At 33.0% G+C, this 20,672-nt stretch carries 29 protein-coding genes and 2 tRNA genes; 14 read left to right on the top strand and 17 right to left on the bottom strand.

Annotated elements, in window-relative coordinates; genetic code table 11:
* Positions 1–56 precede the first annotated feature (56 nt).
* The 11 genes from CIGNP85_RS05575 (at position 57) to CIGNP85_RS05530 (ending at position 8,223) form a co-directional block, all read left to right on the top strand.
* A complete protein-coding gene (locus CIGNP85_RS05575; protein WP_086287333.1) occupies positions 57–1,898 on the top strand; it encodes an AAA family ATPase in 1,842 nt (613 codons plus the stop codon).
* 3 nt (positions 1,899–1,901) lie between these two features.
* A complete protein-coding gene (locus CIGNP85_RS05570; RefSeq protein WP_086287331.1) occupies positions 1,902–2,885 on the top strand; it encodes a hypothetical protein in 984 nt (327 codons plus the stop codon).
* 117 nt (positions 2,886–3,002) lie between these two features.
* Positions 3,003–3,407 carry a hypothetical protein gene (locus CIGNP85_RS05565; protein WP_086287329.1) on the top strand — a complete coding sequence of 135 codons (405 nt, stop codon included), beginning with the start codon at positions 3,003–3,005 and terminating at the stop codon, positions 3,405–3,407.
* Between the two features lie 2 nt (positions 3,408–3,409).
* On the top strand, positions 3,410–4,858 hold the full coding sequence (locus CIGNP85_RS05560) for a hypothetical protein (RefSeq protein ID WP_086287327.1): 1,449 nt from the start codon (positions 3,410–3,412) through the stop codon (positions 4,856–4,858).
* Positions 4,855–5,553 (top strand): OmpA/MotB family protein, encoded by a 699-nt coding sequence (locus CIGNP85_RS05555; protein ID WP_236845598.1) that lies wholly within the window; start codon positions 4,855–4,857, stop codon positions 5,551–5,553. The genes CIGNP85_RS05560 and CIGNP85_RS05555 overlap by 4 nt, the downstream gene beginning before the upstream one ends.
* Positions 5,550–6,299, top strand: a complete 750-nt coding sequence (locus tag CIGNP85_RS05550; RefSeq protein WP_086287325.1) for an HNH endonuclease — start codon at positions 5,550–5,552, stop codon at positions 6,297–6,299. The genes CIGNP85_RS05555 and CIGNP85_RS05550 overlap by 4 nt, the downstream gene beginning before the upstream one ends.
* 217 nt (positions 6,300–6,516) lie before the next feature.
* On the top strand, positions 6,517–6,837 hold the full coding sequence (locus CIGNP85_RS05545; protein WP_201790106.1) for a hypothetical protein: 321 nt from the start codon (positions 6,517–6,519) through the stop codon (positions 6,835–6,837).
* Positions 6,838–6,847: 10 nt separating this feature from the next.
* The gene (locus tag CIGNP85_RS05540; RefSeq protein WP_086287323.1) at positions 6,848–7,066 is read left to right on the top strand and encodes a hypothetical protein; all 219 of its coding nucleotides are present in this window, start codon (positions 6,848–6,850) and stop codon (positions 7,064–7,066) included.
* 51 nt (positions 7,067–7,117) lie between these two features.
* The gene (locus CIGNP85_RS08345; RefSeq protein ID WP_179187378.1) at positions 7,118–7,270 is read left to right on the top strand and encodes a hypothetical protein; all 153 of its coding nucleotides are present in this window, start codon (positions 7,118–7,120) and stop codon (positions 7,268–7,270) included.
* Between the two features lie 204 nt (positions 7,271–7,474).
* The gene (locus tag CIGNP85_RS05535; RefSeq protein WP_086287320.1) at positions 7,475–7,816 is read left to right on the top strand and encodes a hypothetical protein; all 342 of its coding nucleotides are present in this window, start codon (positions 7,475–7,477) and stop codon (positions 7,814–7,816) included.
* Positions 7,817–7,836: 20 nt separating this feature from the next.
* A complete protein-coding gene (locus CIGNP85_RS05530) occupies positions 7,837–8,223 on the top strand; it encodes an N-formylglutamate amidohydrolase (protein WP_086287316.1) in 387 nt (128 codons plus the stop codon).
* 122 nt (positions 8,224–8,345) lie between these two features.
* On the opposite strand, the gene CIGNP85_RS05525 is transcribed toward CIGNP85_RS05530, so the two are convergent.
* From CIGNP85_RS05525 to glmM, 16 genes are all read right to left on the bottom strand, one after another.
* The gene (locus tag CIGNP85_RS05525; RefSeq protein WP_179187377.1) at positions 8,346–8,750 is read right to left on the bottom strand and encodes a WYL domain-containing protein; all 405 of its coding nucleotides are present in this window, start codon (positions 8,748–8,750) and stop codon (positions 8,346–8,348) included.
* On the bottom strand, positions 8,743–9,264 hold the full coding sequence (locus CIGNP85_RS05520) for a helix-turn-helix transcriptional regulator (protein ID WP_086287312.1): 522 nt from the start codon (positions 9,262–9,264) through the stop codon (positions 8,743–8,745). The genes CIGNP85_RS05525 and CIGNP85_RS05520 overlap by 8 nt, the downstream gene beginning before the upstream one ends.
* Positions 9,265–9,279: 15 nt before the next feature.
* Positions 9,280–9,519, bottom strand: coding sequence for a hypothetical protein (locus tag CIGNP85_RS05515; RefSeq protein ID WP_086287310.1), 240 nt, complete (start codon positions 9,517–9,519; stop codon positions 9,280–9,282).
* A gap of 9 nt (positions 9,520–9,528) precedes the next feature.
* On the bottom strand, positions 9,529–9,702 hold the full coding sequence (locus tag CIGNP85_RS08340; protein WP_179187376.1) for a hypothetical protein: 174 nt from the start codon (positions 9,700–9,702) through the stop codon (positions 9,529–9,531).
* 64 nt (positions 9,703–9,766) lie between these two features.
* Entirely contained in the window at positions 9,767–10,879 is a 1,113-nt protein-coding gene (locus CIGNP85_RS05510) for an HP0729 family protein (RefSeq protein WP_086287308.1), read from the bottom strand.
* Between the two features lie 936 nt (positions 10,880–11,815).
* Positions 11,816–12,580 carry a hypothetical protein gene (locus tag CIGNP85_RS05505; RefSeq protein ID WP_086287306.1) on the bottom strand — a complete coding sequence of 255 codons (765 nt, stop codon included), beginning with the start codon at positions 12,578–12,580 and terminating at the stop codon, positions 11,816–11,818.
* A gap of 88 nt (positions 12,581–12,668) precedes the next feature.
* Positions 12,669–12,956 (bottom strand): helix-turn-helix domain-containing protein, encoded by a 288-nt coding sequence (locus CIGNP85_RS05500; RefSeq protein ID WP_086287304.1) that lies wholly within the window; start codon positions 12,954–12,956, stop codon positions 12,669–12,671.
* Positions 12,953–13,177 carry a helix-turn-helix transcriptional regulator gene (locus tag CIGNP85_RS05495; protein ID WP_086287302.1) on the bottom strand — a complete coding sequence of 75 codons (225 nt, stop codon included), beginning with the start codon at positions 13,175–13,177 and terminating at the stop codon, positions 12,953–12,955. The genes CIGNP85_RS05500 and CIGNP85_RS05495 overlap by 4 nt, the downstream gene beginning before the upstream one ends.
* A gap of 147 nt (positions 13,178–13,324) precedes the next feature.
* Positions 13,325–14,125 (bottom strand): hypothetical protein, encoded by an 801-nt coding sequence (locus CIGNP85_RS05490; RefSeq protein ID WP_086287300.1) that lies wholly within the window; start codon positions 14,123–14,125, stop codon positions 13,325–13,327.
* Positions 14,126–14,260: 135 nt separating this feature from the next.
* Positions 14,261–15,316: a tyrosine-type recombinase/integrase gene (locus CIGNP85_RS05485; RefSeq protein WP_086287298.1), complete on the bottom strand. Its 1,056-nt coding sequence runs from the start codon at positions 15,314–15,316 to the stop codon at positions 14,261–14,263.
* A gap of 166 nt (positions 15,317–15,482) precedes the next feature.
* Positions 15,483–15,559: transfer RNA gene (locus CIGNP85_RS05480), tRNA-Met, on the bottom strand.
* An 11-nt stretch (positions 15,560–15,570) separates the two neighbouring features.
* Positions 15,571–15,646 (bottom strand) — tRNA-Val (locus CIGNP85_RS05475).
* Positions 15,647–15,721: 75 nt separating this feature from the next.
* Positions 15,722–16,168, bottom strand: a complete 447-nt coding sequence (locus CIGNP85_RS05470; RefSeq protein ID WP_086287296.1) for a CopD family protein — start codon at positions 16,166–16,168, stop codon at positions 15,722–15,724.
* A 50-nt stretch (positions 16,169–16,218) separates the two neighbouring features.
* The gene (locus tag CIGNP85_RS05465) at positions 16,219–16,587 is read right to left on the bottom strand and encodes an NINE protein (RefSeq protein WP_086287294.1); all 369 of its coding nucleotides are present in this window, start codon (positions 16,585–16,587) and stop codon (positions 16,219–16,221) included.
* The gene (gene lspA / locus CIGNP85_RS05460) at positions 16,587–17,033 is read right to left on the bottom strand and encodes a signal peptidase II (RefSeq protein ID WP_086229389.1); all 447 of its coding nucleotides are present in this window, start codon (positions 17,031–17,033) and stop codon (positions 16,587–16,589) included. Before lspA ends, CIGNP85_RS05465 begins: the two co-directional genes overlap by 1 nt.
* Positions 17,026–18,366 (bottom strand): phosphoglucosamine mutase, encoded by a 1,341-nt coding sequence (gene glmM / locus CIGNP85_RS05455; protein WP_086228324.1) that lies wholly within the window; start codon positions 18,364–18,366, stop codon positions 17,026–17,028. The genes lspA and glmM overlap by 8 nt, the downstream gene beginning before the upstream one ends.
* 168 nt (positions 18,367–18,534) lie before the next feature.
* On the opposite strand from glmM, the gene rpsT reads away from it, so the two are divergent.
* The 3 genes from rpsT to CIGNP85_RS05440 are packed head-to-tail and all read left to right on the top strand — an operon-like array spanning position 18,535 to position 20,434.
* Entirely contained in the window at positions 18,535–18,801 is a 267-nt protein-coding gene (gene rpsT / locus CIGNP85_RS05450; protein ID WP_086225312.1) for a 30S ribosomal protein S20, read from the top strand.
* Positions 18,802–18,809: 8 nt separating this feature from the next.
* A complete protein-coding gene (gene prfA / locus CIGNP85_RS05445) occupies positions 18,810–19,877 on the top strand; it encodes a peptide chain release factor 1 (protein WP_086287292.1) in 1,068 nt (355 codons plus the stop codon).
* On the top strand, positions 19,877–20,434 hold the full coding sequence (locus CIGNP85_RS05440; RefSeq protein WP_086253146.1) for a manganese efflux pump MntP: 558 nt from the start codon (positions 19,877–19,879) through the stop codon (positions 20,432–20,434). The genes prfA and CIGNP85_RS05440 overlap by 1 nt, the downstream gene beginning before the upstream one ends.
* Here CIGNP85_RS05440 and CIGNP85_RS05435 read toward each other — a convergent pair.
* Positions 20,423–20,662 carry a replication/maintenance protein RepL gene (locus tag CIGNP85_RS05435; RefSeq protein ID WP_179186995.1) on the bottom strand — a complete coding sequence of 80 codons (240 nt, stop codon included), beginning with the start codon at positions 20,660–20,662 and terminating at the stop codon, positions 20,423–20,425. The two genes, CIGNP85_RS05440 and CIGNP85_RS05435, sit on opposite strands and share 12 nt — an antisense overlap.
* Positions 20,663–20,672 lie beyond the last annotated feature (10 nt).

The following is a 20,672-nucleotide window of genomic DNA, read 5'->3' as shown; positions in this document are numbered from 1 at the left end:
ACAAAATATGGCTATAAAATTAGCTATAATTACACAAAAAATAAAAAGGATAAAAAATGAATACAATAGGATTTAAAAACTTCAAAGCCTTTGGCGGTACTATGCAAACTTTCTCAAACAAGCCTATAACGCTGATATATGGACCAAATAGCGTGGGCAAATCAAGCATACTTCACGCTTTAATGTATGCTAAAGAAGTTATAGGTGGTGCTAATCCCGATATAATGAAGATTGATGATATCATAGATTTAGGTGGGTTTAAAAATTTTATTCATAAACACGATGAGGGTAGAAAATTTGAGTTTGAGAGGGAATTTAATGATTTTAGAACTATCGCCTCTATAATGGTAAAAAATAGAGTTCGTATTGACCCTAGTAGCATTGATGCTTACGGAATGTTTGGCTATGAAAAAACTTCTAAATTTTCTGATGAGTTTACAAAAACAAAAGAATGGGACTATATAAAATCAGTTGGTGGAATATCATTTAATGTAAATGAAATCATTACTTATGCAAAAGATGAAAATCTATTTAATGAAGTAATTGAAAAATCTCAAAAGCATTACGATGGTAACATTGAATTTCTAGCTGATTTTTTAAAATTAAAAGAGTGGTATGATGAAATATTAAAATTTACTTTTGGAATTTCATCGGTTAAGTTTAAAACTATCGTATATAATCATAAAGAAAAAAGAGAATTTTGGGACAAACGAGAAGTAAATACTATTTTATATAATTTAGAATTATACTTCAATGATGAATTATACGCTACTGCAAATTTTGATGACAAAAGAGAATTTAAATATAAAATTTCTATAAATCAAGAAAATTCTATATTCAAAAAAATTGCTGATTATGTAAAATATAGTGGAGACATGGAAAAAGAAAAGCGAGATTTATTAGAAGAGCTAGGAAAACAAATAGAAGATGAAAATTATAATATAGACATCAAAGATTATAATTATTTTATGTTTAATTTGGATAAATATTCTTATATGGCATATGCTGGAATAAATGAACTAATAGAAGAATTCCAAAAAAATAAAAACTCTTGGCTTTTATTTGGTGAAATAGCAAATATTTGGTTTCAACTTTACTTTGTCACAAATAAAAATAGCAATTGGCAACATATAGAGCCTTTGCGTCATTATCCTAAGCGTAGTGAGCTAGTATTTGAGCCTAGTTATAGCAATCTTGCAGCACTACAACTAAACTCAAAAGACATTTGGAAAATCATCACACTAGATGATGCAACTGAGCTAAGAAATAAAATAAATGGGTGGTTAGGCGACCCAAATAAACTAAATACACCTTATAAAATAGAAGTAAATAAATTCTATAAAGAAGACCCTGAAAATAAAGGCAGAATTCTAGAAAATGACTATATAACAAAACTAGAATTTCTAGATATACGCAAAAATACGCTAGTATTGCCACGAGATATGGGGCTTGGTGTGTCACAGGTGCTACCTATTTTGGCTAGTTGTTATTTTAGTGCGCCTATAACTACTGGCGATGATGCGTTAAAAAGCACAAATAGCATTTATATAGAACAGCCAGAGCTTCATTTACACCCAAAACAACAATGCGAGTTAGCAGATGAGTTTATAATGGCTGTAAAAAGTGAAGAGAAAAAGCTATATATAGAAACTCATAGCGAGCATTTGTTGCTCCGTATAATGAAGCGTTTGCGCCACTCAGCTGATGGTAAAATCAGCAAAGATGATCTACTATATATCACGCCAGATGATATTTGTCTGCTGTATGTGGATAACGCAGATGATTGTGCATTTATAAGAGAATTAAAACTCGATTGTGATGGTACATTGCTTACTCCATGGCCACATGGATTTTTCGAAGAAGGCTATAATGAAAGATTTGATGTGGATGAGGAATAATTTATGATAGTAAAAGAATTTTTTCTCTCACCAGAAATTTTTACAAATAGTTATTGTAATGGAATAATCGCAGAACGTCTTGAAAATTTACTTAGATATGTAAAAAATAGTGGATTTTTGATATCGTTAAATAATAAAGATTGGTTTAATAATGTAAATAAATTTATTAATTTATTTGATGATAACGATAAAGAGCAATATAAAAATAAATTTATGTTAACGACATTACTAAAAACGCTAGATACGCAAAAAAGAATAGAATACCACCCAAAATCTAAAATTATCCCAGAAAAAGAAGATGATTGGTTGAATATAGCCAAAGAAACTGATAGTCAAAGAAAAATAGATTTTATTTTTAGCAAAAGTGGCGATTGCTCTTTTAATACACATACAATGGATGAACTAAAAGGGGAGCTGCTAGAAAGGATACAAGAACCTGTATCTTATTATGAAATAAAAAATATAGATAATTTTGCTAAAGTGTTTCAAAATATTTTAGGATATGCAAGAGAGGTTAATATTATAGATCCTTATTTTTATATTCATAAGAGCTGTTTTAAAACATTAGAACAAGTTGCCAAATATCTTGGATATTTTAGAGGTGCAAATCCACAAAACAAAGGCACAATAAATATTCATTGCTCTTATTGCGGGCATGATTCTAAACAAAGAATAGATGAGTATAATATGGAAAAATGGCCAAGTAAGCTTGCAGGTTTAAAAAAATATGGTCATATAATTAAAATATATGTATGGGATATGTCAAAAATACCTGATGCTCACAATAGGTATTTAACTACCGAAAGTATTGGAATAGTCATAGATGCTGGATTTGATATTGATGATAAAACGCCGACAAATATTAGTTTATTAAGCAATAAGCTAAGACAAGAAAAATGTGAAATTTTTGGCGGTGAACATCCAGAGAGCTACCCTGGTTTGGAATTAAAATATTTTGTCACAGCTAGTAGAATTGAAAAAAAATAATGGTACGAGGCGCAAGGATGAACGACAATATTTTTAGCAATTTTGATGATAGATTTAAAGAAATCAAAGAAATATTAAAGCGTGAGTATAAAAGCGATTATCTTGTGGGGATTTATTTTGATTTGTTTTTTTGCGCATAAAAAGCTAAGTGCTAGAAAAATATATGATTTATTGAGCTTTGAAAGAGAGCAAATAAAAGAGCGGATAAATGAATATTTCAAGTGCCGTGTAGAACAAGCAAAATACGAGTTTGAGGCTCTAAATCATCCTGTAAATGGCTGGAAAAATATGTTCTCACGCTTTTTGTGCGGTGTAAATCAAGCAAGTGCGTCTCTTTCATCATCTGCTACAAAATGGGCGATAAATGTCTTAGTAGAAAAATCGCAAAAAATAGAAGCTGAGCTAAAGGCATGTTTGGCTGATCCTTTGCGGTATGATAAAGATATCGATGATGAAAATAAGAGCTATTTGGCGTGGTATGAAAAGCAAGAAATCAAAATGCTAGAATATGAAAGTAGGTAAAAATGCTAGAATTGATATCAAAAGGTTTTAATGGACATGTCGCAGTCGGTATAAGTGTAATTGGCGTGTTTTTTGTGTTGTTTTTGGTACATTTAATTCGCACAAAAGCTCTACATCACTTTGCTGTGAGCTTGCTCATAACTACTGGAATTCTTTTTACTTTTTATGGAATTTCAGTTGGACTTATGGGCTTTGATGTAAATGATACAAAAGAGGGTTTGCCAAATCTCATAAATGGGATTAAAACTGCCTTTTTGGTCTCTGTTGTGGGAGTTCTTGGGGCGATTATTTTAAAGGTGCTTTCGCTGATTTTTGAGCTATTTAGCAAAAAAGAGCAAAAAGAGCCAGATGATTACACCCTAGCCGATGTGGCACAAAATCAAAGTAGAATTCTAACTGCGCTAGAAAAGCAAATTGCGCAAAATGAAAACAGCATAAATGCCCAAAATGAAATGAACACAAGGCTTATAAAAGCAATTAGTGGTGATGAGGACTCATCGCTTCTAACACAGGTAAAAAATCTGCGTATGGACACAAATGATAAGTTTAGCGCACTTATAAATGAGTTTAAAAATTTTGCTACTACAATGGCGCAAAATAATCAAAAAGCTTTGATTGAAGCTTTAAGTAGTGTGATAAAGGACTTTAATGATAAGCTTACTGAGCAGTTTGGAGAGAATTTCAAAGAGCTAAATAGTGCTGTAGCAAAGCTGGTTTTGTGGCAAGGAAACTATAAAAATTACATTGAAAATACGCAGAATTCTATAAATTCAGTGTTTGAAGCACTCACTAAGCAAAGCGATGATTACAAAAATCTAGTAAATAGCACAAATGAGTTTTTAGAAAATTCAAAAGAAATTTATAGCGTGGTAGAAAATATAAAAGAACAAAGAGAGCTTTTAGCGCAGAATTCTAGTGCTCTTGCTGCTCACCTTGATAGCCTAAAATTCACTATTCCAGAGATAATGGAGCAGATAAATAGCTTTGCTAAAATGAGTAATGAAAACTTTGTTCAAATTACGCAAATGAGCGATAAGCTAAGCCAAAATTACGAAACTAATGCTAAAAATATGATGAGTGCGACAAATGACTTTGCCCAAAGTATCCAAAATTCGATAAATGAGCAAGGCAGCAAGCTAAATGAGAATTTTACAAGCACAAATAATGCTATGATAGAAAATATCAAAACTCATTTAAATGCACTTGATAGCGAGTTTAACGCCTATAATGAGCGCCTAAATACGCAGCTAATCGAAGCGCTAAATAAAGCAAGTGAGGGCATAAACTCACAAGCAAAGGTGCTTGATAGTGAGCTAGAAACTGCGCTTAAAAACACTTCAAGAAATATAGCTGGAATTTCAGAGCAGTTTGTAAATGACTATCGTATGATGACTGAAAATCTGCGTGATGCGACATCTGCGCTACTTGGCGCACTTGGGGGCAGAAGGTGAGAACGCACAAAAAGCACGGTGAGGATTACTGGATAGCACTAAGTGATATAATGACTGCTTTAATGCTGCTTTTCTTGCTAATTTCAGTGGTTTATATGATAAAGGTTCAAGGAAGCGTGAGAATTCCACTTATCTTTAAAGAGACTACGCAAGGACTTTATGAGCGATTAAACAAAGAGTTTGAAAGCGACTGGCAAGCGTGGGGTGCTGTGATGGACAAAGACCTTACAATTCGCTTTTTTCAGCCTGATATTTTATTTAGCGTGGGCTCGTCTGCGCTAAGTGATAAGTTCAAAGGAATTCTAGATGATTTTTTCCCAAGATATTTAAAGATTTTGATGGCTGATGAGTTTAGAGATAATATAGAAGAAATACGCATTGAGGGGCATACATCGTCATTTTGGGGCGGAGAGAGTGGCGTGAGTGCGTATCTAAAAAATATGTCTCTCTCGCAAGATCGAACCCGTGCGGTGCTAGGATATATCATCACAAAAGAGAGTTTAAATGACGAGCAAAAAGAGTGGCTAAAAAAGCATTTTAGAGCGATTGGATTTTCATCTGCGCTGCCTTTGGATGAGAATTCTACGCCGTTAAGAGTTGGTGGTTTAGAAGATAGCAATAAAAGCCAAAGAGTGGAATTGCGTGTGCGCACAAATATAGAGCGCAAAGTCGCCGATGAGGTAGAAAAAAAATGAAAGTAAATGAAATCATCGCTCCACTAGAAAATGCTAGAAAAAAAATTGGCGCAAGGCTAGTAGATATCAGCACAAAGTATGAGAAAAACACAATTTCAGCCACTGAATTAGAGCGACTTGGAGCTGAGGGTATAGAAATCAGCCCTGATGAGATTGAGATTTTTGATGATAAGACCTTTGTTTATAAGGGCATTAGAGTGATTTTGTATATCCGTGATGTTTATAAATACAATGATCAGTGGAGTTTGCCAAAGTTTCATGTGTGTAACTGCTCTACATATGAACAAATGGTTCAAAGTGGCAGAAAAAAGCGCTATGTAGTTTCAAGCCGTGATGATGGTGTGTTTGTGATAAATAAATGCGAGAATTCTAGCATCTGGCAAAAATCAAATGAAAGGCTAGATATTTGTAAAAATTGCCTAAAAGAGCTAGGCTGGAGTGAGGTGTTTGATTTAAAAGAGTTTTTTAGGCGCTATCCAAAAAATATTTTAAGTGGTTTTGGACATCATAAAGACAGCGTAGCCCCACTAAATGACTACACAGATGATTGGGCACAAATATCGCTTAAAATGCGAAGAAAGGCAAATTTTATTTGCCAGAATTGTGGTAGGAATTTTAGTTTGCAGCCGCATTTGCTTCATGTCCATCACAAAAATGGCGAAAAATACGACAATAGAGAAGAAAATCTAGCCGTGCTGTGTAAAGACTGCCACGCAAAAGAGCCATACCACGAGCATATAAAATAATTTCTTTTAGACAAAATATGACTATTTATCTTGCTAGAATTCCACTTGATTTTTAAACAAAGGGGGTAAAATAAGAATTTTTCTTTGTGCGCTTATTGTGCTTGGCGTTTTAGGTCTCTCTGGCTGTGGCAGTAGTAGCTGTGAAGGCGGTGGGTGTCGTGATAAAATCAAATCACACGGCAAAGCTCGTGGTAGATAAAAAATTAAGGAGAAAACAATGAAAAAACTAATTTTTGTAATGCTAGCAATTTTTATTGCTAATAGCGAAACAATTTGGCATAGCGATGGTAGCTATACTACAATAAATGGAGATACTGCTTGGCATAGCGATGGAAGTTACTCTACTAGAAGTGGAGATACTATATATCATAGTGACGGTAGTTATTCTACCAGAAGTGGAGATACCACTTGGAATAGTGATGGCAGTTATTCTACCAGAAGTGGTGATACTATTTGGAATAGCGATGGCAGTTATTCTACAAAAAGTGGCGATACTTACTATCACAGCGATGGTAGCTACTCTACTATAATGCCATAAGGGAGATAGCATGGAAACACTAGGGACTATAATACTTTGGATAGTTTTAATCCCTGTTATTATAGGAGCTGGGTTATATCTCATAAGAAGTGTATTTGCTGGCATTTTGTGTGCGGTTGTAGCAGTAAGTGATGATGAGCCTAGTAATAGACTTGGCGCAGTTGGTGGGCTTATAGTTTGTGCTATTATTGGCATTTGTGCCTTTGCTTTGCTAAAAGCGATATTCTAAGGAATTCTAGAATTCCCTAGAATGATAAATTCTTTTATGAAGGAGTAAGATATGAAAGATTTTATTTCATCAAAGCATTTTTGCTGCATTTATAATAATGCGAACGAAGCAGAGCGTAAAAAAATGCTTGAAAACTTACTAAAAAGCGAATATATCCCACTTGGATTAGAAGAGTTCTTAAAAGGAATTTATCATAATTCATAAAAGGATATGTTTGAGCTTATGTATAAGCTAGAAGAGCAAAACACTTTTATAGGTAAATCGCCTAGATTTGTAGGCATTCGAAGAGATTGGAGTGCTTAGCCTATTTGGCATGATGGTGATAATTGTGATTGTGGTGAGTGTCTGCTGCTACCAAAACAACTGCAAAAGCAATATATAAATTTACTAAAATGCATCAAGCTTTTTGTGCAATATAGATTTGATATTCGCATGGGATATGGACACATAGATGATTGGGAAATTCTACTTTTTAAACTAAAAGATGGTGTGCTTTTTGATGAATGTAACAAAATAGTATCTTTGAGTGATTTGCAAAAAAGATTTAAACTTGATGAAAACATAGAACTTGAAAAAGCTTTTATAAACTGGGGAAAGCTGCTATATAAATGCCTAGATGGAGGCAGATATTACTGGCTTAGCAAAAATGTAGATATTGATGAGTTTAATAAAATAGGCAAAAAACTAAAATTTAAACTTCAAAAATATTTACCAGAAAATGTGGTTGTGGAATACGAGAACAAGCAATAAAATGATGTAAAGGAGCTAAAATGAATATTTTCTCATCCGTGCTTTTTCATTTGCCCCACGATAGTAGCAGAGTTCCTGCGTGGTGTAAAGAACAGTTTATGCTAAGCAAAGCAGCTTTTAAAAAAGAGCTTATTTTGATGAGAGATTATAAAACAAAGGCTCTTTTGGATTTTGCTAAAAGTGCTTTTGAAAAAGCTGGATTTGAAGTAGCGCTAAACACACCTTTTGCTGGGGCTATCACGCCTATTAAGTTCTACGAAAAAGATAGCAGAGTTAGTTCGCTTATGATAGAGGTTCGTAGGGATTTATACATGGACGAGACTACTGGCAAGCTAAGGGGTGATTATCTAGTTACAAAAGCTAGGCTAAATAGAGCTTGTAAGCAGATTTGCAAATATTTTAACTAAATTATAAAATTTTAGCAGGTGTATAATTTGCAAATTAGCAAACTATACACCATTATAAATACATTTTAACCTAATTCTCCAAAATAAAGTGAAAAAAATAAAAATTACTCAATCAAAAAACATCAATAAGTATAACACTTGCCACTGTCTTTTATATAATCTTTTAGTATATCTTTAAGTTTTACATCTAGCTCTTTTGGCTCTATTATTTTTATATATGGTATCCATGCTTTTACTACATTTAAAAGCTCATCATCAAAGGCAAAATTAACTTCTAGCAAAATACCATTTTTATCATCTTTTAGCACTTTAAAGCTAGAAAATATTTTTTTTCGTTCAAAATATTCCCTAGCCTCAGGTAAAACTAGAATTCTAGCTGTTTTTGCGCTAGCATTTAGCCATTTAAGATTATTTTCTTCAATGCATTTTAGAAAAATATTAGATGGAGTGAAAGTTTTATCTATAATCTCACAATTTTTAATTTTTGAGAGTGTAAAATGTTTTAATTTAGCCTTTTCATCAGCCAACAGATACCACACCAGCTATGTTTATGAGTTTATAAGGTTTTGCGATACGCTGTGAGCCATTATAATAAAAGCTTACAATAAAATGCTCCAAGATAGCACCAGCGATACTCTCAAACATAGACCTTAGAGCCTTAGAGCTTTGTTTTGGCTCGTTTGTTACGCTAAAACTCTTTGATACGCTCATATTTAGCACATCAGCTATCATTGGAGCATCTAGCTTTGAATATAAGTCTTCAACACCGCTTTTTTGCGCAAAGGTTTTTATATCGCCAAAGCTAAGTGAGCCGTCCTCATGCTCTCCACGAGATATATAATAATTACCATCTTTACCTTTTTCTAGCTCTATGTCGCAGTAGTCTTGTAATCTTGGTATATCACGCTGTAAAGTCCTTAGGCTAGTGCCAAACTCTTTACATAGCTTATTGGTATTTAGCCCATGCCCAGAATAAAGTATTTTTAACATTATCATAAATCTGCGAACCATTTTTTCGCCAGTTGCTTGTTTACCACTCATTGCATTTATCCCTTGTTACTTCAAATACCATTCATTATCTATATCTACATCCCTTTTTCTCTTTTTCAAAATATTGACGGCTATACCTATAACCATGATAGCAAGCATTATCCAGCCGATTTCTGTCTGCGGTGTATTGTCCCTGCTTATTAAAAAATAAGCAAAAAGAGAGCAGAGAATAATGCCTAGCGGTTTTAGCTTAATCGCCCAAACAAGCAAACCAACTATGATTAAAAAGCCTATAAGTAGAGCCACAACAGCCCTTTAAGCCTTAAAGCTATTTATAATTTTGTCTAGCAAGCCCATAGCACATGGTTTCATCAGTATGCCGCATTTTGGGCAAGTTTGAAAGTTTGAAACACAGCCAGCCGTGGTAATCTCTGTTTTGCCACATTTTGGGCATTTTAGTTTTTGGGGACGAGGAACAAAGCCGTTCATTTTATATCCTTTATACTACAATTTTATGAAATTCTAGCATATACTGACGACATATTTTGTCGCTTTATCTATTATAAGACTCTTTACACAAAGCATTTAGCCTAGCTTTTATCTCCAAACAAATCGTCAAAATACTCTCTTTGCCTATCCCCAAAATTATATCTCTAAGCTCCTCTGCTTCTTTTAGGCTAGCATTTTTGCCGTGCATATTTTCATTTCTAATATCTTTTAAAACCTGCATAAACTCAAGTATTTTTTCGCTAAAGCTATTTTTGATATCATCTGGGACTATGTTTTCAAAGGTGCTTGCTATCTCATCTTTTTTCATTAAATAATTATAAGTACCAAGATTTGGCTTATGTTCAAAAATATCTTTTAGTCTATATTTAAGCCCTTGAACCTCATATCCAATGCTCAAAATACCAGGATTATTGTAGCCCAAATACGCAAAAAGAACTTTAAAAAGAGCGTAAAACTCCCTCTCCATACTTTTAGAGTATTTCATAATAATCGCACTAAAATCATTTAGTGGATTTTCTTTATTTTCTAGATATTCGATTTCAGCTAAGACTAAGGCATCTATGCTATCACTCATTAGTGTATCAATGCTTTTACCAAAGCAGTATCTAGCTAGCATCTCTTTGGTATCTAGGTATTTTTGCGTTTTATAGATATTTTTGTAGTATAGCACTTCATTTTCAAAATAATTTTGATCTTGTTTGATAATAAGTGGATAAACATAGTTATTTCCATAAAGAGCATAAGTGTGATTATCACGCAAAGGCATAGTAATATTTGCCAAAAAATAATCCCTCACGCTCTCAAAATCATTTCTATAAATCTCGCGCATATCTGTGATAATAAACCAGCTATCTACTTTTAAATCTTTTTCTTTGTAGTATAAAGGTGCTAGCATAGCGCAGTCATCATGTGTAATTTTTACCACCTTTGCTACATATAGACTAGCATAATCTGTGATAAAAAGTTGAGTAAAGTCCTTTTCATTTGTAGCACTATATATTTTTTCTAACTGAGCTTTAAAAGGATGAGTCATATCATTATTTTTTACTTGCACCTTGCCAAAGGCTACTTCACCGCATTCTCTTAGCACATTTAAATGAGCGTTTATCAAATCACTTTGATATTTTGGATTATAAAGAATTAGTAGGTTATTCAAGTGGATCCTATCGGGTTTATTTTTTATAACTAAATTTGATAATTATACTACTTGATAATTAAAATAAGCATAAAAAATTTATTATAATTAGGGGGGGGGGAGCCGTATAAATATTATTAAATAGCGGTTATATCGTTATTTGGTGGGTTTGTTAAGGTTTGCGTGGGTATCCTTTTGGGTATCCCTTTGTAAAATCACTCCCTTTATTTTGCTTTAGATTTTATCTATTTTTGGCTGATTAGATTGGATTGTATTAGCTTGTGCTTGTGCTATCCACTTTATGCGTGGAGAGCTTTGACTTTGTAAAGGGTATAAGTTTAACTTATCCGCTTTAATAAGCTATCTAGATTTAATCTGGATAGCTTTATCCCTTGATTTTTAGTTAAAAATTAATAACCTATGATTATAGGGTATTAAGATTATTTAAAAAACAATATGATTAAAAATTGCCTTGATATTATATCTAAAAATGCTTAAATAGTAAATTAGCTGGTTAGGATTTAGATATGATTGCTAATTTGATATAGCGTTGTTTAGGCAAGAAAAAAGCCCCGATTATGTAGGCAATATTCTCTAATCTCTCTATTTATGGGGATAGAAAAGTAAATAAAATTGGTAGAGAATTTATATTTTATTTTTATCTCCATTAGAGAGCTAAAAAATCAAATGGCGTTGTGGTTCGTGCGCGTGGTGCTTTCGTGGCGTTTTTTTAAGTCGCAAAAAAGCCGAAATAAGGCGGAGAAGTATTCCAACTCATTTCAATTATCACACAATAAAAAAATAAGATTTTAAGTAAAAATTAATATTTAGAATTTAGCTATTTTTTGGCTTGTGATTTTAGGATTTTTGGCTTGGCTCTTTAGATTGTTGGATTGGGATTTTGGGTTTTGGATTTTAGAATTTTGGATTTTTAAATTTGGTTTTAGTCACTTAATTTTAGTCACTTATTAAAAAAATAAGTTCAAAGCGGTTAAGGGCGTATGATAGTGAATTTTTGATTTGCTTATCATAAATTTTGATTTTTTGTAGATTGCTATTGATATTTTTAGCGGTTGGGGCTTTGCTCTCTTGTATATATAGGGTGCCTTGGTAATTAAAGAATTTAGCGTGGATTTGGTCTAAATATGGGGCTTTTTTTAGTGCGTATTCTTGGTTTATTTGGGCTTGGTCTAAATAGTCCAAAGATATATCAAAGCTCTTTAGGGTTAAGGCTTGGCGCTCTTTTGAGTTATTACAATAGCTAAATATAAATTTAAGTATTTTTAGCATTTTTTCGTTGTGTGGTATTGGGTTTGGCGTGTGTTGGTCGTATTGTGCTAGGCCGTGAATTTCTAAAATTATATAATTATTTAAGGCGTGGTGAATTCTCCTAGATTTTTCAAAAGAAATGCTAGAATAATAAGCATATATTCTGATTTTATCGGTGATTTTGAGTAAATAGCGCTCTTTTGGGGCTTGTATGGTGTAAAGGTCGTTTAAAGTGAAGTGATTTGGGCTTATATTTGTTGGGCTCATTTGTAGGTCTTGGCGCTGTAAAAAGGCGGTAAATTTGCTATAAAATGCCTTGGTTGCTATAAATCTTAGGCTATCACAATTTATAAAATTAGGTTGGCTAAATGCGTTTATATTGCCTAGGGTGTTGGTGGCTTGGATATCGCCGATGGTGTTATAAATGCTGTTTAAAAGATTAAATTTAGCCATTAAGCGCCTATAAGATTAATTTTATAGGCTCACCCCTAAACTAATAGTAAAATATTAGCTTAGGGCTATTCCTTTGGGGATTGCTCCCCTATTTTTTGCCCATCTTTTTTGATTGGATATAAAAATTCAAAAGGGTTTTAGCCTTTGTTATATTTGCTTCGCTAAATTCCAAATAATACTTATCATATCGCTTATTATTTGGCGTTTTGATAGTTTTATTTGTTATTCTAATACCACACTTTCTAAGCTCGACTATTGTGTTACTTAGTCTTGTTGTGTGATAATTTATCCCATTATTGGCGGTGATATCATCACGCTTATCCAATAAGCCGTCTAAAACGGCTATTAAACTATCTTTAGTAGCTAGGGCGCTCATAGCTCACCCCCTTGGGTATTTTCTTGGCTCTTAGCCGTTAAATGGGCTAAAAGCTCATTTTTATCCCACAATCTCATATTCCTACTAATATTAAATTTAGGTTGAGGTATTATCCCTTCTTTTAAATATCTCCATAAGGTGGCGTCGCCTTTAATGTGTAAAAGCTCTTTTACCATTTTTGAGTTTAGTAAGGTTGGATTTGATGAAATGTTTTCTTTCATTTTGTCTCCTTAAAATTAAATTTAAAAGGCCTTATAACCTTTTATTTCAAAATTATGCTTTATAGGTTTTGTAAAAATTTATCGGTATATTTGTTGTATATATGGTAAAATCGATATTTTAAGCGGTTTTAATCATTTGTAAAAATGCTAATTATCTGATATAAAATTTGCTTTTTTACCTAGTTTTATAAACTCATCAGCGCTTAATTTTATGATAAATTCTAAATTTATAGGCTCTAATTTTTCGCCTAGTTCTAGTCTAGATAGCAAAAAATCCCTTTGAAAATTATATTTAATAGTAGATAACAAATATTGCTTAGAATTATGTGCCTTTTTAAGAGTAACTTTTATTTTGATTTTGCCTTTATTTTTACCCTTAAAACGCTTATTATAAAATATAGCATTTGTGAGAGATAACATAACTATAATAAAAGATTTTACAAAGCGTAAAAAATACTTTTGATAATCTTTATTAAAAAATAAATCTTTTAATAGTTGTGTATTGCCCTCATAATCGTATAATTTTGGGATTTGATATCTTATAATATTTTTAAAACTTCTTTGGGCTTTTAGCTTGGATTTGTGAGATTTTCTATTTAATAAACGGATAAAATCTCTTTTTTGTTTGTAACCTGCTATCAAAAAGTCAATTCCCAAAAGAGCATAAACAATATTTTCTTTTATATCGCTAAATTGTAATTCTAGGCTATCATTTGAATATTTTGCTTCTTTAAAATGTTCTAAATAGATAAAATCAGTCGTTAAAAAGCTATCAAATTTAGATATTAACTCATCATTATATCTATTTTTTGAAACGCTTGTTAAATTATCATCTAAGCGCTTAATAATATCGCCTATTATTTCTTTAATGCGCTTATCAGCGTTTGGGCTTGTTTGCTTAATTAATTCTAAGTTTGTGAAAAGAAATCCTTTATCTTTTTTAATCATTTCAACCCCCTTATTTTATCTATATAATCATTATACCACTTCATTAATTTTGCTTTTTCACTTAATCTTTCAGAGTGATTATAGGCGTTTCTTATTTGGTTGGTATCTGCGTGGGCTAAGCATAGTTCTATTATTTCAGCGCTTAATCCGTGTTCTTGTGTGTTCGTTACATATTGTAGAAAATAGCCCCCTTAATCCGTGAAAATCCGTATCATCTTTAAAGCCCATTAGCTTTATAGCCTTGTTTAGCGTCCCATCGCTCATCACATTAGAATTATTAATGCTAAATAGATATTGACCTAGCTTATAAGGCTCTAATTCTTTTAATATCGCTTTTATTTGATTGGTTAGTGGTAGTATAAATGGTTTTTTGGTTTTCATCTGCTCTTTTGGTATATTGATAATTTCTTTTGTGTAGTCTATATATTCCCATTTTAGCGTTCTTAATGTTTTGCTTCTTAGGGCTGTATAAACGCCCATTTTTAAAGCGTATTTTGTTAGGATATTGCCTTTATAATTCTCAATAGCGTCTAAAAACTCTTTAAGCCTTTTTGGCTCTTGTATGTAGCGGTGGTGGGTTGTGGTGTGCTTATCTTTACAAATATCACCGAAATTTAAATCCGCTAATGGGCTTATATAGTCATGGATTAATCCGTGGATTGCTATAAATTTCAAAATATCTTTTAATATCCCAAAAATCTTGGTTTTAGTCTCATATCCATCGCCCCTATTATCTTTTAATTCTAATTCTAAAACGCATTTAATAAGCCTATCACGCTTTAAATCTTGGATTTTGATATTGCCTAGCTTTGGGATTATATGGTTATTTAATCTGCCTTGTATCTTTTTAAAAGTTGCTAAATTTTGTTTGGATTTGTGTTTTAACCATCTTTGTGCTACTTCATTAAAAGTTAGCTCTTTTAGTGTTGGGTCAATACCTTGGGTTATTTGGGCTTTTAATCTTATGGCTTCTTGCCTTGCGGTGGCTAGTGATATTAGCGGATATTGGCCTATTTTATATTGCTTCATCTTACCATCTATTTTAGCTCTAAAAATAAAAGATTTTGTTTGTGGGCTAATTCTTACTATTAGGTTAGGTGTGCTCTCATCTTTTATTATTAGCTCTTTTGTATCTTGTGGTAGGGTGATAGCTTTTAGTTGGCTGTCTGTTGTAAAGCTTTTATTTTTCATTTGGGTATCCTTTTGGGATTTGGTTATTTGCGTGGGTATCCCTTTGGGTAAAAATAACTAAAATGAAATGATAACAAATAAGAGCTTAAATTAGTTCTAAAATCCGATTTTTAGGGCTTTTTTGATAATTTGTGAAAATTTAAGAAAAGTATTAAAATGGGGGGATTGGTGCCTAGGGGGAGACTTGAACTCCCGACCTCCGGCTTATGAGACCAGCGCTCTAACCAGCTGAGCTACCGAGGCACAAAGGATTATGGTGGCTCTAACAGGACTTGAACCTGTGACCCCCACCATGTCAAGGTGATGCTCTACCAACTGAGCTATAGAACCTTTTTGGCTAAAAAGAATAGAATTATACAAATTCAAGCCTTAAATTTGAATAAATTTTGGGCTTGAATTTAAAATTTATACCAAATTTGCCTTTACAAGCATAGCATATAGGATAACAAACATTATAATTGTAGGGACTTCATTATACATTCTAAAGAATTTACCGCTTTTTTTGCAGCGATTTTCTTTAAATTGTTTCATAAAATATCCTAAACTAAAATGATAAATCACTAAAATCACTACACAAAGTAGCTTCATATGAAAATATCCTTGCTTCATTAGTTCAGGTTTAGCGCCAATTAAAATAAATAATCCTGAAGCTATCGTAATAATCATCGCAATCCATCCGATTCCATGAAATAGTTTGGATTCTTGAATTTTTACAACATCACAAAAGCCATTATTTGCGATATGTTCAGCATGATAGACAAATAGCCTAGGCAGATAAAAAAGCATCGCCATCCACGATATAAAAGCAGCATAGTGCAACCATTTTAACCATAAATAGGTCTCGTATTCCATATTTTCTCCTTAAATTTTTTGCAAGTTTAGCATATGATTTATAAATGAATTTAAATATTTTTTAAAATAGAATCTTTTCTACTAAGATACTCTTCATAACTTATAGCTCCACTTTTGTAAAGCTCGTAAAGTTTTTCTATATTTTCTAAATTTTTAATATCACTAATACTATGCTGCAATGCGTTTATCTCGTTTATTTTTGCCACCCAGCTATGAAGCAAAAAAGCATCAATTAGCCACCATATTAGCCAAAATCCTAAAAATATATAGCCAATTAAAAATATTGCCGTAGCACTTCCAATCCAAAATAGTGCTAACTGCATAACTCCGCTTAAAAACTTTCCGCAGTAAATTCTATGAGCGCTAAAAGCTGATAGAAAAAACCATAACAGATAGGCTATGTAGATATTTCGTCCCATTATTTTGCCTTTTTTTGGATTAAGGTTTGTAGCAAGATTATAGCTACGCCTAAATTTATCATTATATCAGCAAAGTTAAATACAGCAAACTCAAACCACTTATGCCAAAATATATAATCGACTACGCCTGGATGTATGAATCTATCAAAAATATTAGAACATCCACTGCCTAAAATCAAACCAAAAGCCGCTGTGTGCGACTTTAAAAGCTCTTTTTGCTTAATTAAATAAATAACTAAAAGTGCGATTAATGCAATCTGAAGATATTTTAAATTTCCTTCTAAAAATGCTAACATTGAAAATGCAACGCCTTTATTGTAAACTAGCACTAGATCAATAAAATCGCTTTGCCATCTAAAGCCTTGCAAAAATAGCCATTTGATTAGCTGGTCAGCTGCAAAAATGATAGCAAAATAGCCTAAAAATTGTAAAAATACCTTATTCATTTAATGCTTTTAAAAAGAATTTTTCTACCTCTTCCATCTTTTGAGCGACTAGATTTTCATCCTTGCCCTCTAAGAGTAGTCTAATTAAGTTCTCTGTACCAGAGTAGCGAAATAGTGATCTAATATGGAGTTTTTCTAGTTCGGATTCAAGCTCTTTTATTCCGCTGATTTGATCAAGTGGGCGTTTTTGTACTATTTTTAAATTTGTTAATTTTTGTGGATATGGTTTGATTTTTCCAAATATTTCACTAGCTTTTTTACCACTTTTTAATAAGCATGCACTAACTTGAAGTGCTGAGACTAATCCATCTCCGGTTTTAGAAAAGTCGCTAAATATGATATGGCCGCTTTGTTCGCCTCCAAAGTTTATCCCATGTTCTTTCATCATCTCTAAGACATATTTATCGCCAACATTTGAGCGTTTTAGGGCAATTTTGTGTTTGCTTAAGTAATCATCTAAAGCAGCATTGCTCATCACAGTTGTTACTATTGCTTTTTTGCTTAGCATATTGTTATCATCTAAATAGCTAGCCAATACCCCAAGAAGCGCATCACCATCGACTACTGTACCTTTTTCATCTACTACAACTAACCTATCAGCATCTCCATCAAATGCAAATCCTATATCAGCTCTAAGTCTTTTAACCTCAGTAGCAAGACTCTCAGGATGCAAAGCGCCGCAATTTTCATTAATATTTGAACCATTTGGTTCATCATTTAAAACGATTATTTCAGCACCTAATTCGCTAAATACTGTCGGAGCAACTTTATAGGCTGCACCATTTGCTACATCTAGGACAACTCTTAACCCTTTTAAGGTTAGCTCTTTTGGGAAGGAGTTTTTAATATGCACGATATAGCGACCTATTACATCGTCTATTCTTTTGGCGCTTCCGATATCTAGGCCAGTTTTTTGATTGTGTTGGATTAAATCTAGATTAAAGTAAATTTCTTCAATCTCTCTTTCATCGGCTTCAGCTAGTTTATTGCCACTCCCATCAAAAAATTTAATTCCATTATCAAAAAATGGATTGTGACTCGCACTTATCATAATTCCAGCATCACAACGCATATCTTCAGTTAAAAATGCAATAGCAGGAGTTGGCATTGGGCCAATTTGCACTACATCATAGCCAACTGCTGTAAGTCCTGCTACTATAGCAGTTTCTATCATATAGCCACTTTTTCTTGTATCTTTTCCTACTAGAATTTTATTAGTTTTAGAGTGCGCTCTAAAGTAAATTCCAGCAGCCATCGCTAGGCGCATAGCAGTCATTGCATCAAGCTTTTTACCTGCTAATCCTCTTACTCCATCAGTTCCAAATAGCTTCATATCATCCTCATAAATTTGTAAATTTAATCGCATTTTAGCTAAAAATGTTAAACTAACAAAAATAGTGCTAGAGTTGGCTATTTTACTATATTAAAAGATACTTAAATTCAGTTTTAATTAATAATATTTTGGTATAATTCCGAGCTAAAATTATGAAAAAGGTAAGTTATGGCAAATCATAAATCTGCTGAAAAAAGAGCAAGACAAACCATTAAAAGAACAGAGAGAAATAGATTCTACCGTACAAGACTTAAAAATTTAACAAAAGCGGTAAGAGTTGCAGTAGCTAACAACGATAAAGAAGCAGCATTATCAGCATTAAAAGATGTAAATAAAAGCTTCCATAGCTTTGTAAACAAAGGCTTCCTTAAAAAAGAGACAGCTTCTAGAAGAGTTAGCCGTTTAGCAAAATTAGTAAATACATTAGCTGCGTAAGCTAGTTTATGCTCGCACAAAAATTACAACCATTCATAGATCGTTTTAGCGAGATTGAGAGCTTGCTAAGCGATCCATCAGTCATTAGTGATATATCTCGTATGACTGAGCTCTCCAAAGAACAGCGAAATTTAGAACCAATAAAAGAAGCTAGTGATAGGTATCTTAGTATCTTATCAAGTATCGAAGAGAATCGTGAATTATTAGGTGATCCTGAGTTGGGTGAGTTGGCTAAAGATGAGCTTAAAACGCTTGAGCCAGCGCTTGAGAGATTAGAAAATGAGATTAGAATTTTACTTATTCCAAAAGATCCAAATGATGATAAAAATATATTTTTAGAGCTTAGAGCAGGTACTGGCGGAGATGAAGCAGCATTATTTGTTGGTGATTTGGCAAATGCATATATGCGCTATACAGAGCAAAGAGGATATAAATTCGAAATTGTTAGTTCTAGCGAGGGAAGTGCTGGCGGATTTAAAGAGATTATTTTGCTAATAAAAGGTGATGGTGCATATTCAAGACTTAAATTTGAAGGCGGTACCCATAGGGTTCAGCGTGTACCTGAAACTGAGTCACAAGGTAGGGTACATACATCTGCTATCACAGTAGCAGTAATGCCAGAAGTGCAAGATAGCGAGATTATTATCAATGAAAATGATCTTAAAATCGATGTAATGCGCAGTAGCGGTCATGGTGGTCAAAGCGTAAATACTACTGATTCGGCTGTAAGAATCACGCATAAACCAACTGGTCTAGTAGTAGTCAACCAAGATGGCAAAAGTCAGCATAAAAACAAAGAAGCCGCAATGAAGGTTTTAAAAGCCAGATTGTATGAGATGCAAGAAAAAGAGCGTCTAGCAGCCCAAAGTCAAGAGAGAAAAGATCAAGTCGGAACAGGCGATAGAAGTGGTAGAATTCGTACATACAACTATCCACAAAATAGAATTAGCGACCATAGGATAAACTTAACTTTATATAGACTTGATGCGATTATGGCCGGAGGGCTATTTGATGAGATTATCGATCCATTAATTGCTGATTATCAAGCAAATGTAATAGCGAGTGCTGGTTTGTGATGGAGTTGCTGCTTTTGGCTGTGGCACTATCGATGGATAGTGCAGCATTAGGCATAGCCAATGGCGCAAGATGTGGAAAATTAAATTTATTTAAAATTAGCAAAATTGCCTTTATTTATGGATTTTTTCAAGCCCTTATGTTGCTTATTGGTTACTTTTTAGGGCTTGAATTTATTAAATATGTCGAAGCCATTGATCATTATATAGCATTTTTTATATTATTTGTTTTGGGCGCTAAGATGATAAAAGATTCTAGAGAAGAAGAGAATCTAGAGTGTAGTATTGATTTGAGTTTAAAACTTTTAATAATTGGGGCGATCGCTACTAGTATAGACGCATTGGCTGTTGGTGTAGCGCTTAGCTTTGAGGGTGGTAGTATCGCAGTTAGCTCAATAGTTGTAGGGCTAGTATGTTTTGCTATTTGTATTGTTGCAGTTTATATCGGCAAGTATCTAGGTGAAGCGCTAGAGAAAAAGGCGCTTATTTTGGGTGGGGTTATCCTTATAATTATCGGATTTAAGATTTTATTAACTCATATTTTTGATTTAGATATTTAGTTGATATAGGCCATTTTTGATCTTTTTTATAACCCTTTTTTGGGTTAGTAAATTTATGGTATCAATGGCCGTTGGTTTGCTGATATTTAGCGTAGCGCATAGCTCTTTTATAGTGTATTTAAATCTCTTATTATCATCTAAATTATCTATGATAAACTCAATAATTTCTGATTTTTTATCTCCTAAAATCATACAAATAACACTTTTATATAGAGCTATATTATCCAAATTTATCTCC

It is taken from the genome of Campylobacter sp. P0085, assembly GCF_002139495.1.
Taxonomy (GTDB): domain Bacteria; phylum Campylobacterota; class Campylobacteria; order Campylobacterales; family Campylobacteraceae; genus Campylobacter; species Campylobacter devanensis.
Note: the sequence above shows the minus strand (reverse complement) of the source record. Positions and strands in the feature narration are given on the sequence as shown.

Coding starts and splice junctions, on each gene's coding strand:
- CIGNP85_RS05575 (WP_086287333.1), top strand. CDS start 57: ATGAATACAATAGGATTTAAAAACTTCAAAGCCTTTGGCGGTACTATG.
- CIGNP85_RS05570 (WP_086287331.1), top strand. CDS start 1,902: ATGATAGTAAAAGAATTTTTTCTCTCACCAGAAATTTTTACAAATAGT.
- CIGNP85_RS05560 (WP_086287327.1), top strand. CDS start 3,410: ATGCTAGAATTGATATCAAAAGGTTTTAATGGACATGTCGCAGTCGGT.
- CIGNP85_RS05550 (WP_086287325.1), top strand. CDS start 5,550: ATGAAAGTAAATGAAATCATCGCTCCACTAGAAAATGCTAGAAAAAAA.
- CIGNP85_RS05545 (WP_201790106.1), top strand. CDS start 6,517: ATGAAAAAACTAATTTTTGTAATGCTAGCAATTTTTATTGCTAATAGC.
- CIGNP85_RS05540 (WP_086287323.1), top strand. CDS start 6,848: ATGGAAACACTAGGGACTATAATACTTTGGATAGTTTTAATCCCTGTT.
- CIGNP85_RS08345 (WP_179187378.1), top strand. CDS start 7,118: ATGAAAGATTTTATTTCATCAAAGCATTTTTGCTGCATTTATAATAAT.
- CIGNP85_RS05530 (WP_086287316.1), top strand. CDS start 7,837: ATGAATATTTTCTCATCCGTGCTTTTTCATTTGCCCCACGATAGTAGC.
- CIGNP85_RS05520 (WP_086287312.1), bottom strand. CDS start 9,264: ATGAGTGGTAAACAAGCAACTGGCGAAAAAATGGTTCGCAGATTTATG.
- CIGNP85_RS08340 (WP_179187376.1), bottom strand. CDS start 9,702: ATGAACGGCTTTGTTCCTCGTCCCCAAAAACTAAAATGCCCAAAATGT.
- CIGNP85_RS05505 (WP_086287306.1), bottom strand. CDS start 12,580: ATGGCTAAATTTAATCTTTTAAACAGCATTTATAACACCATCGGCGAT.
- CIGNP85_RS05500 (WP_086287304.1), bottom strand. CDS start 12,956: ATGAGCGCCCTAGCTACTAAAGATAGTTTAATAGCCGTTTTAGACGGC.
- CIGNP85_RS05495 (WP_086287302.1), bottom strand. CDS start 13,177: ATGAAAGAAAACATTTCATCAAATCCAACCTTACTAAACTCAAAAATG.
- CIGNP85_RS05490 (WP_086287300.1), bottom strand. CDS start 14,125: ATGATTAAAAAAGATAAAGGATTTCTTTTCACAAACTTAGAATTAATT.
- CIGNP85_RS05485 (WP_086287298.1), bottom strand. CDS start 15,316: ATGAAAAATAAAAGCTTTACAACAGACAGCCAACTAAAAGCTATCACC.
- CIGNP85_RS05470 (WP_086287296.1), bottom strand. CDS start 16,168: ATGGAATACGAGACCTATTTATGGTTAAAATGGTTGCACTATGCTGCT.
- CIGNP85_RS05465 (WP_086287294.1), bottom strand. CDS start 16,587: ATGGGACGAAATATCTACATAGCCTATCTGTTATGGTTTTTTCTATCA.
- lspA (WP_086229389.1), bottom strand. CDS start 17,033: ATGAATAAGGTATTTTTACAATTTTTAGGCTATTTTGCTATCATTTTT.
- glmM (WP_086228324.1), bottom strand. CDS start 18,366: ATGAAGCTATTTGGAACTGATGGAGTAAGAGGATTAGCAGGTAAAAAG.
- rpsT (WP_086225312.1), top strand. CDS start 18,535: ATGGCAAATCATAAATCTGCTGAAAAAAGAGCAAGACAAACCATTAAA.
- prfA (WP_086287292.1), top strand. CDS start 18,810: ATGCTCGCACAAAAATTACAACCATTCATAGATCGTTTTAGCGAGATT.
- CIGNP85_RS05440 (WP_086253146.1), top strand. CDS start 19,877: ATGGAGTTGCTGCTTTTGGCTGTGGCACTATCGATGGATAGTGCAGCA.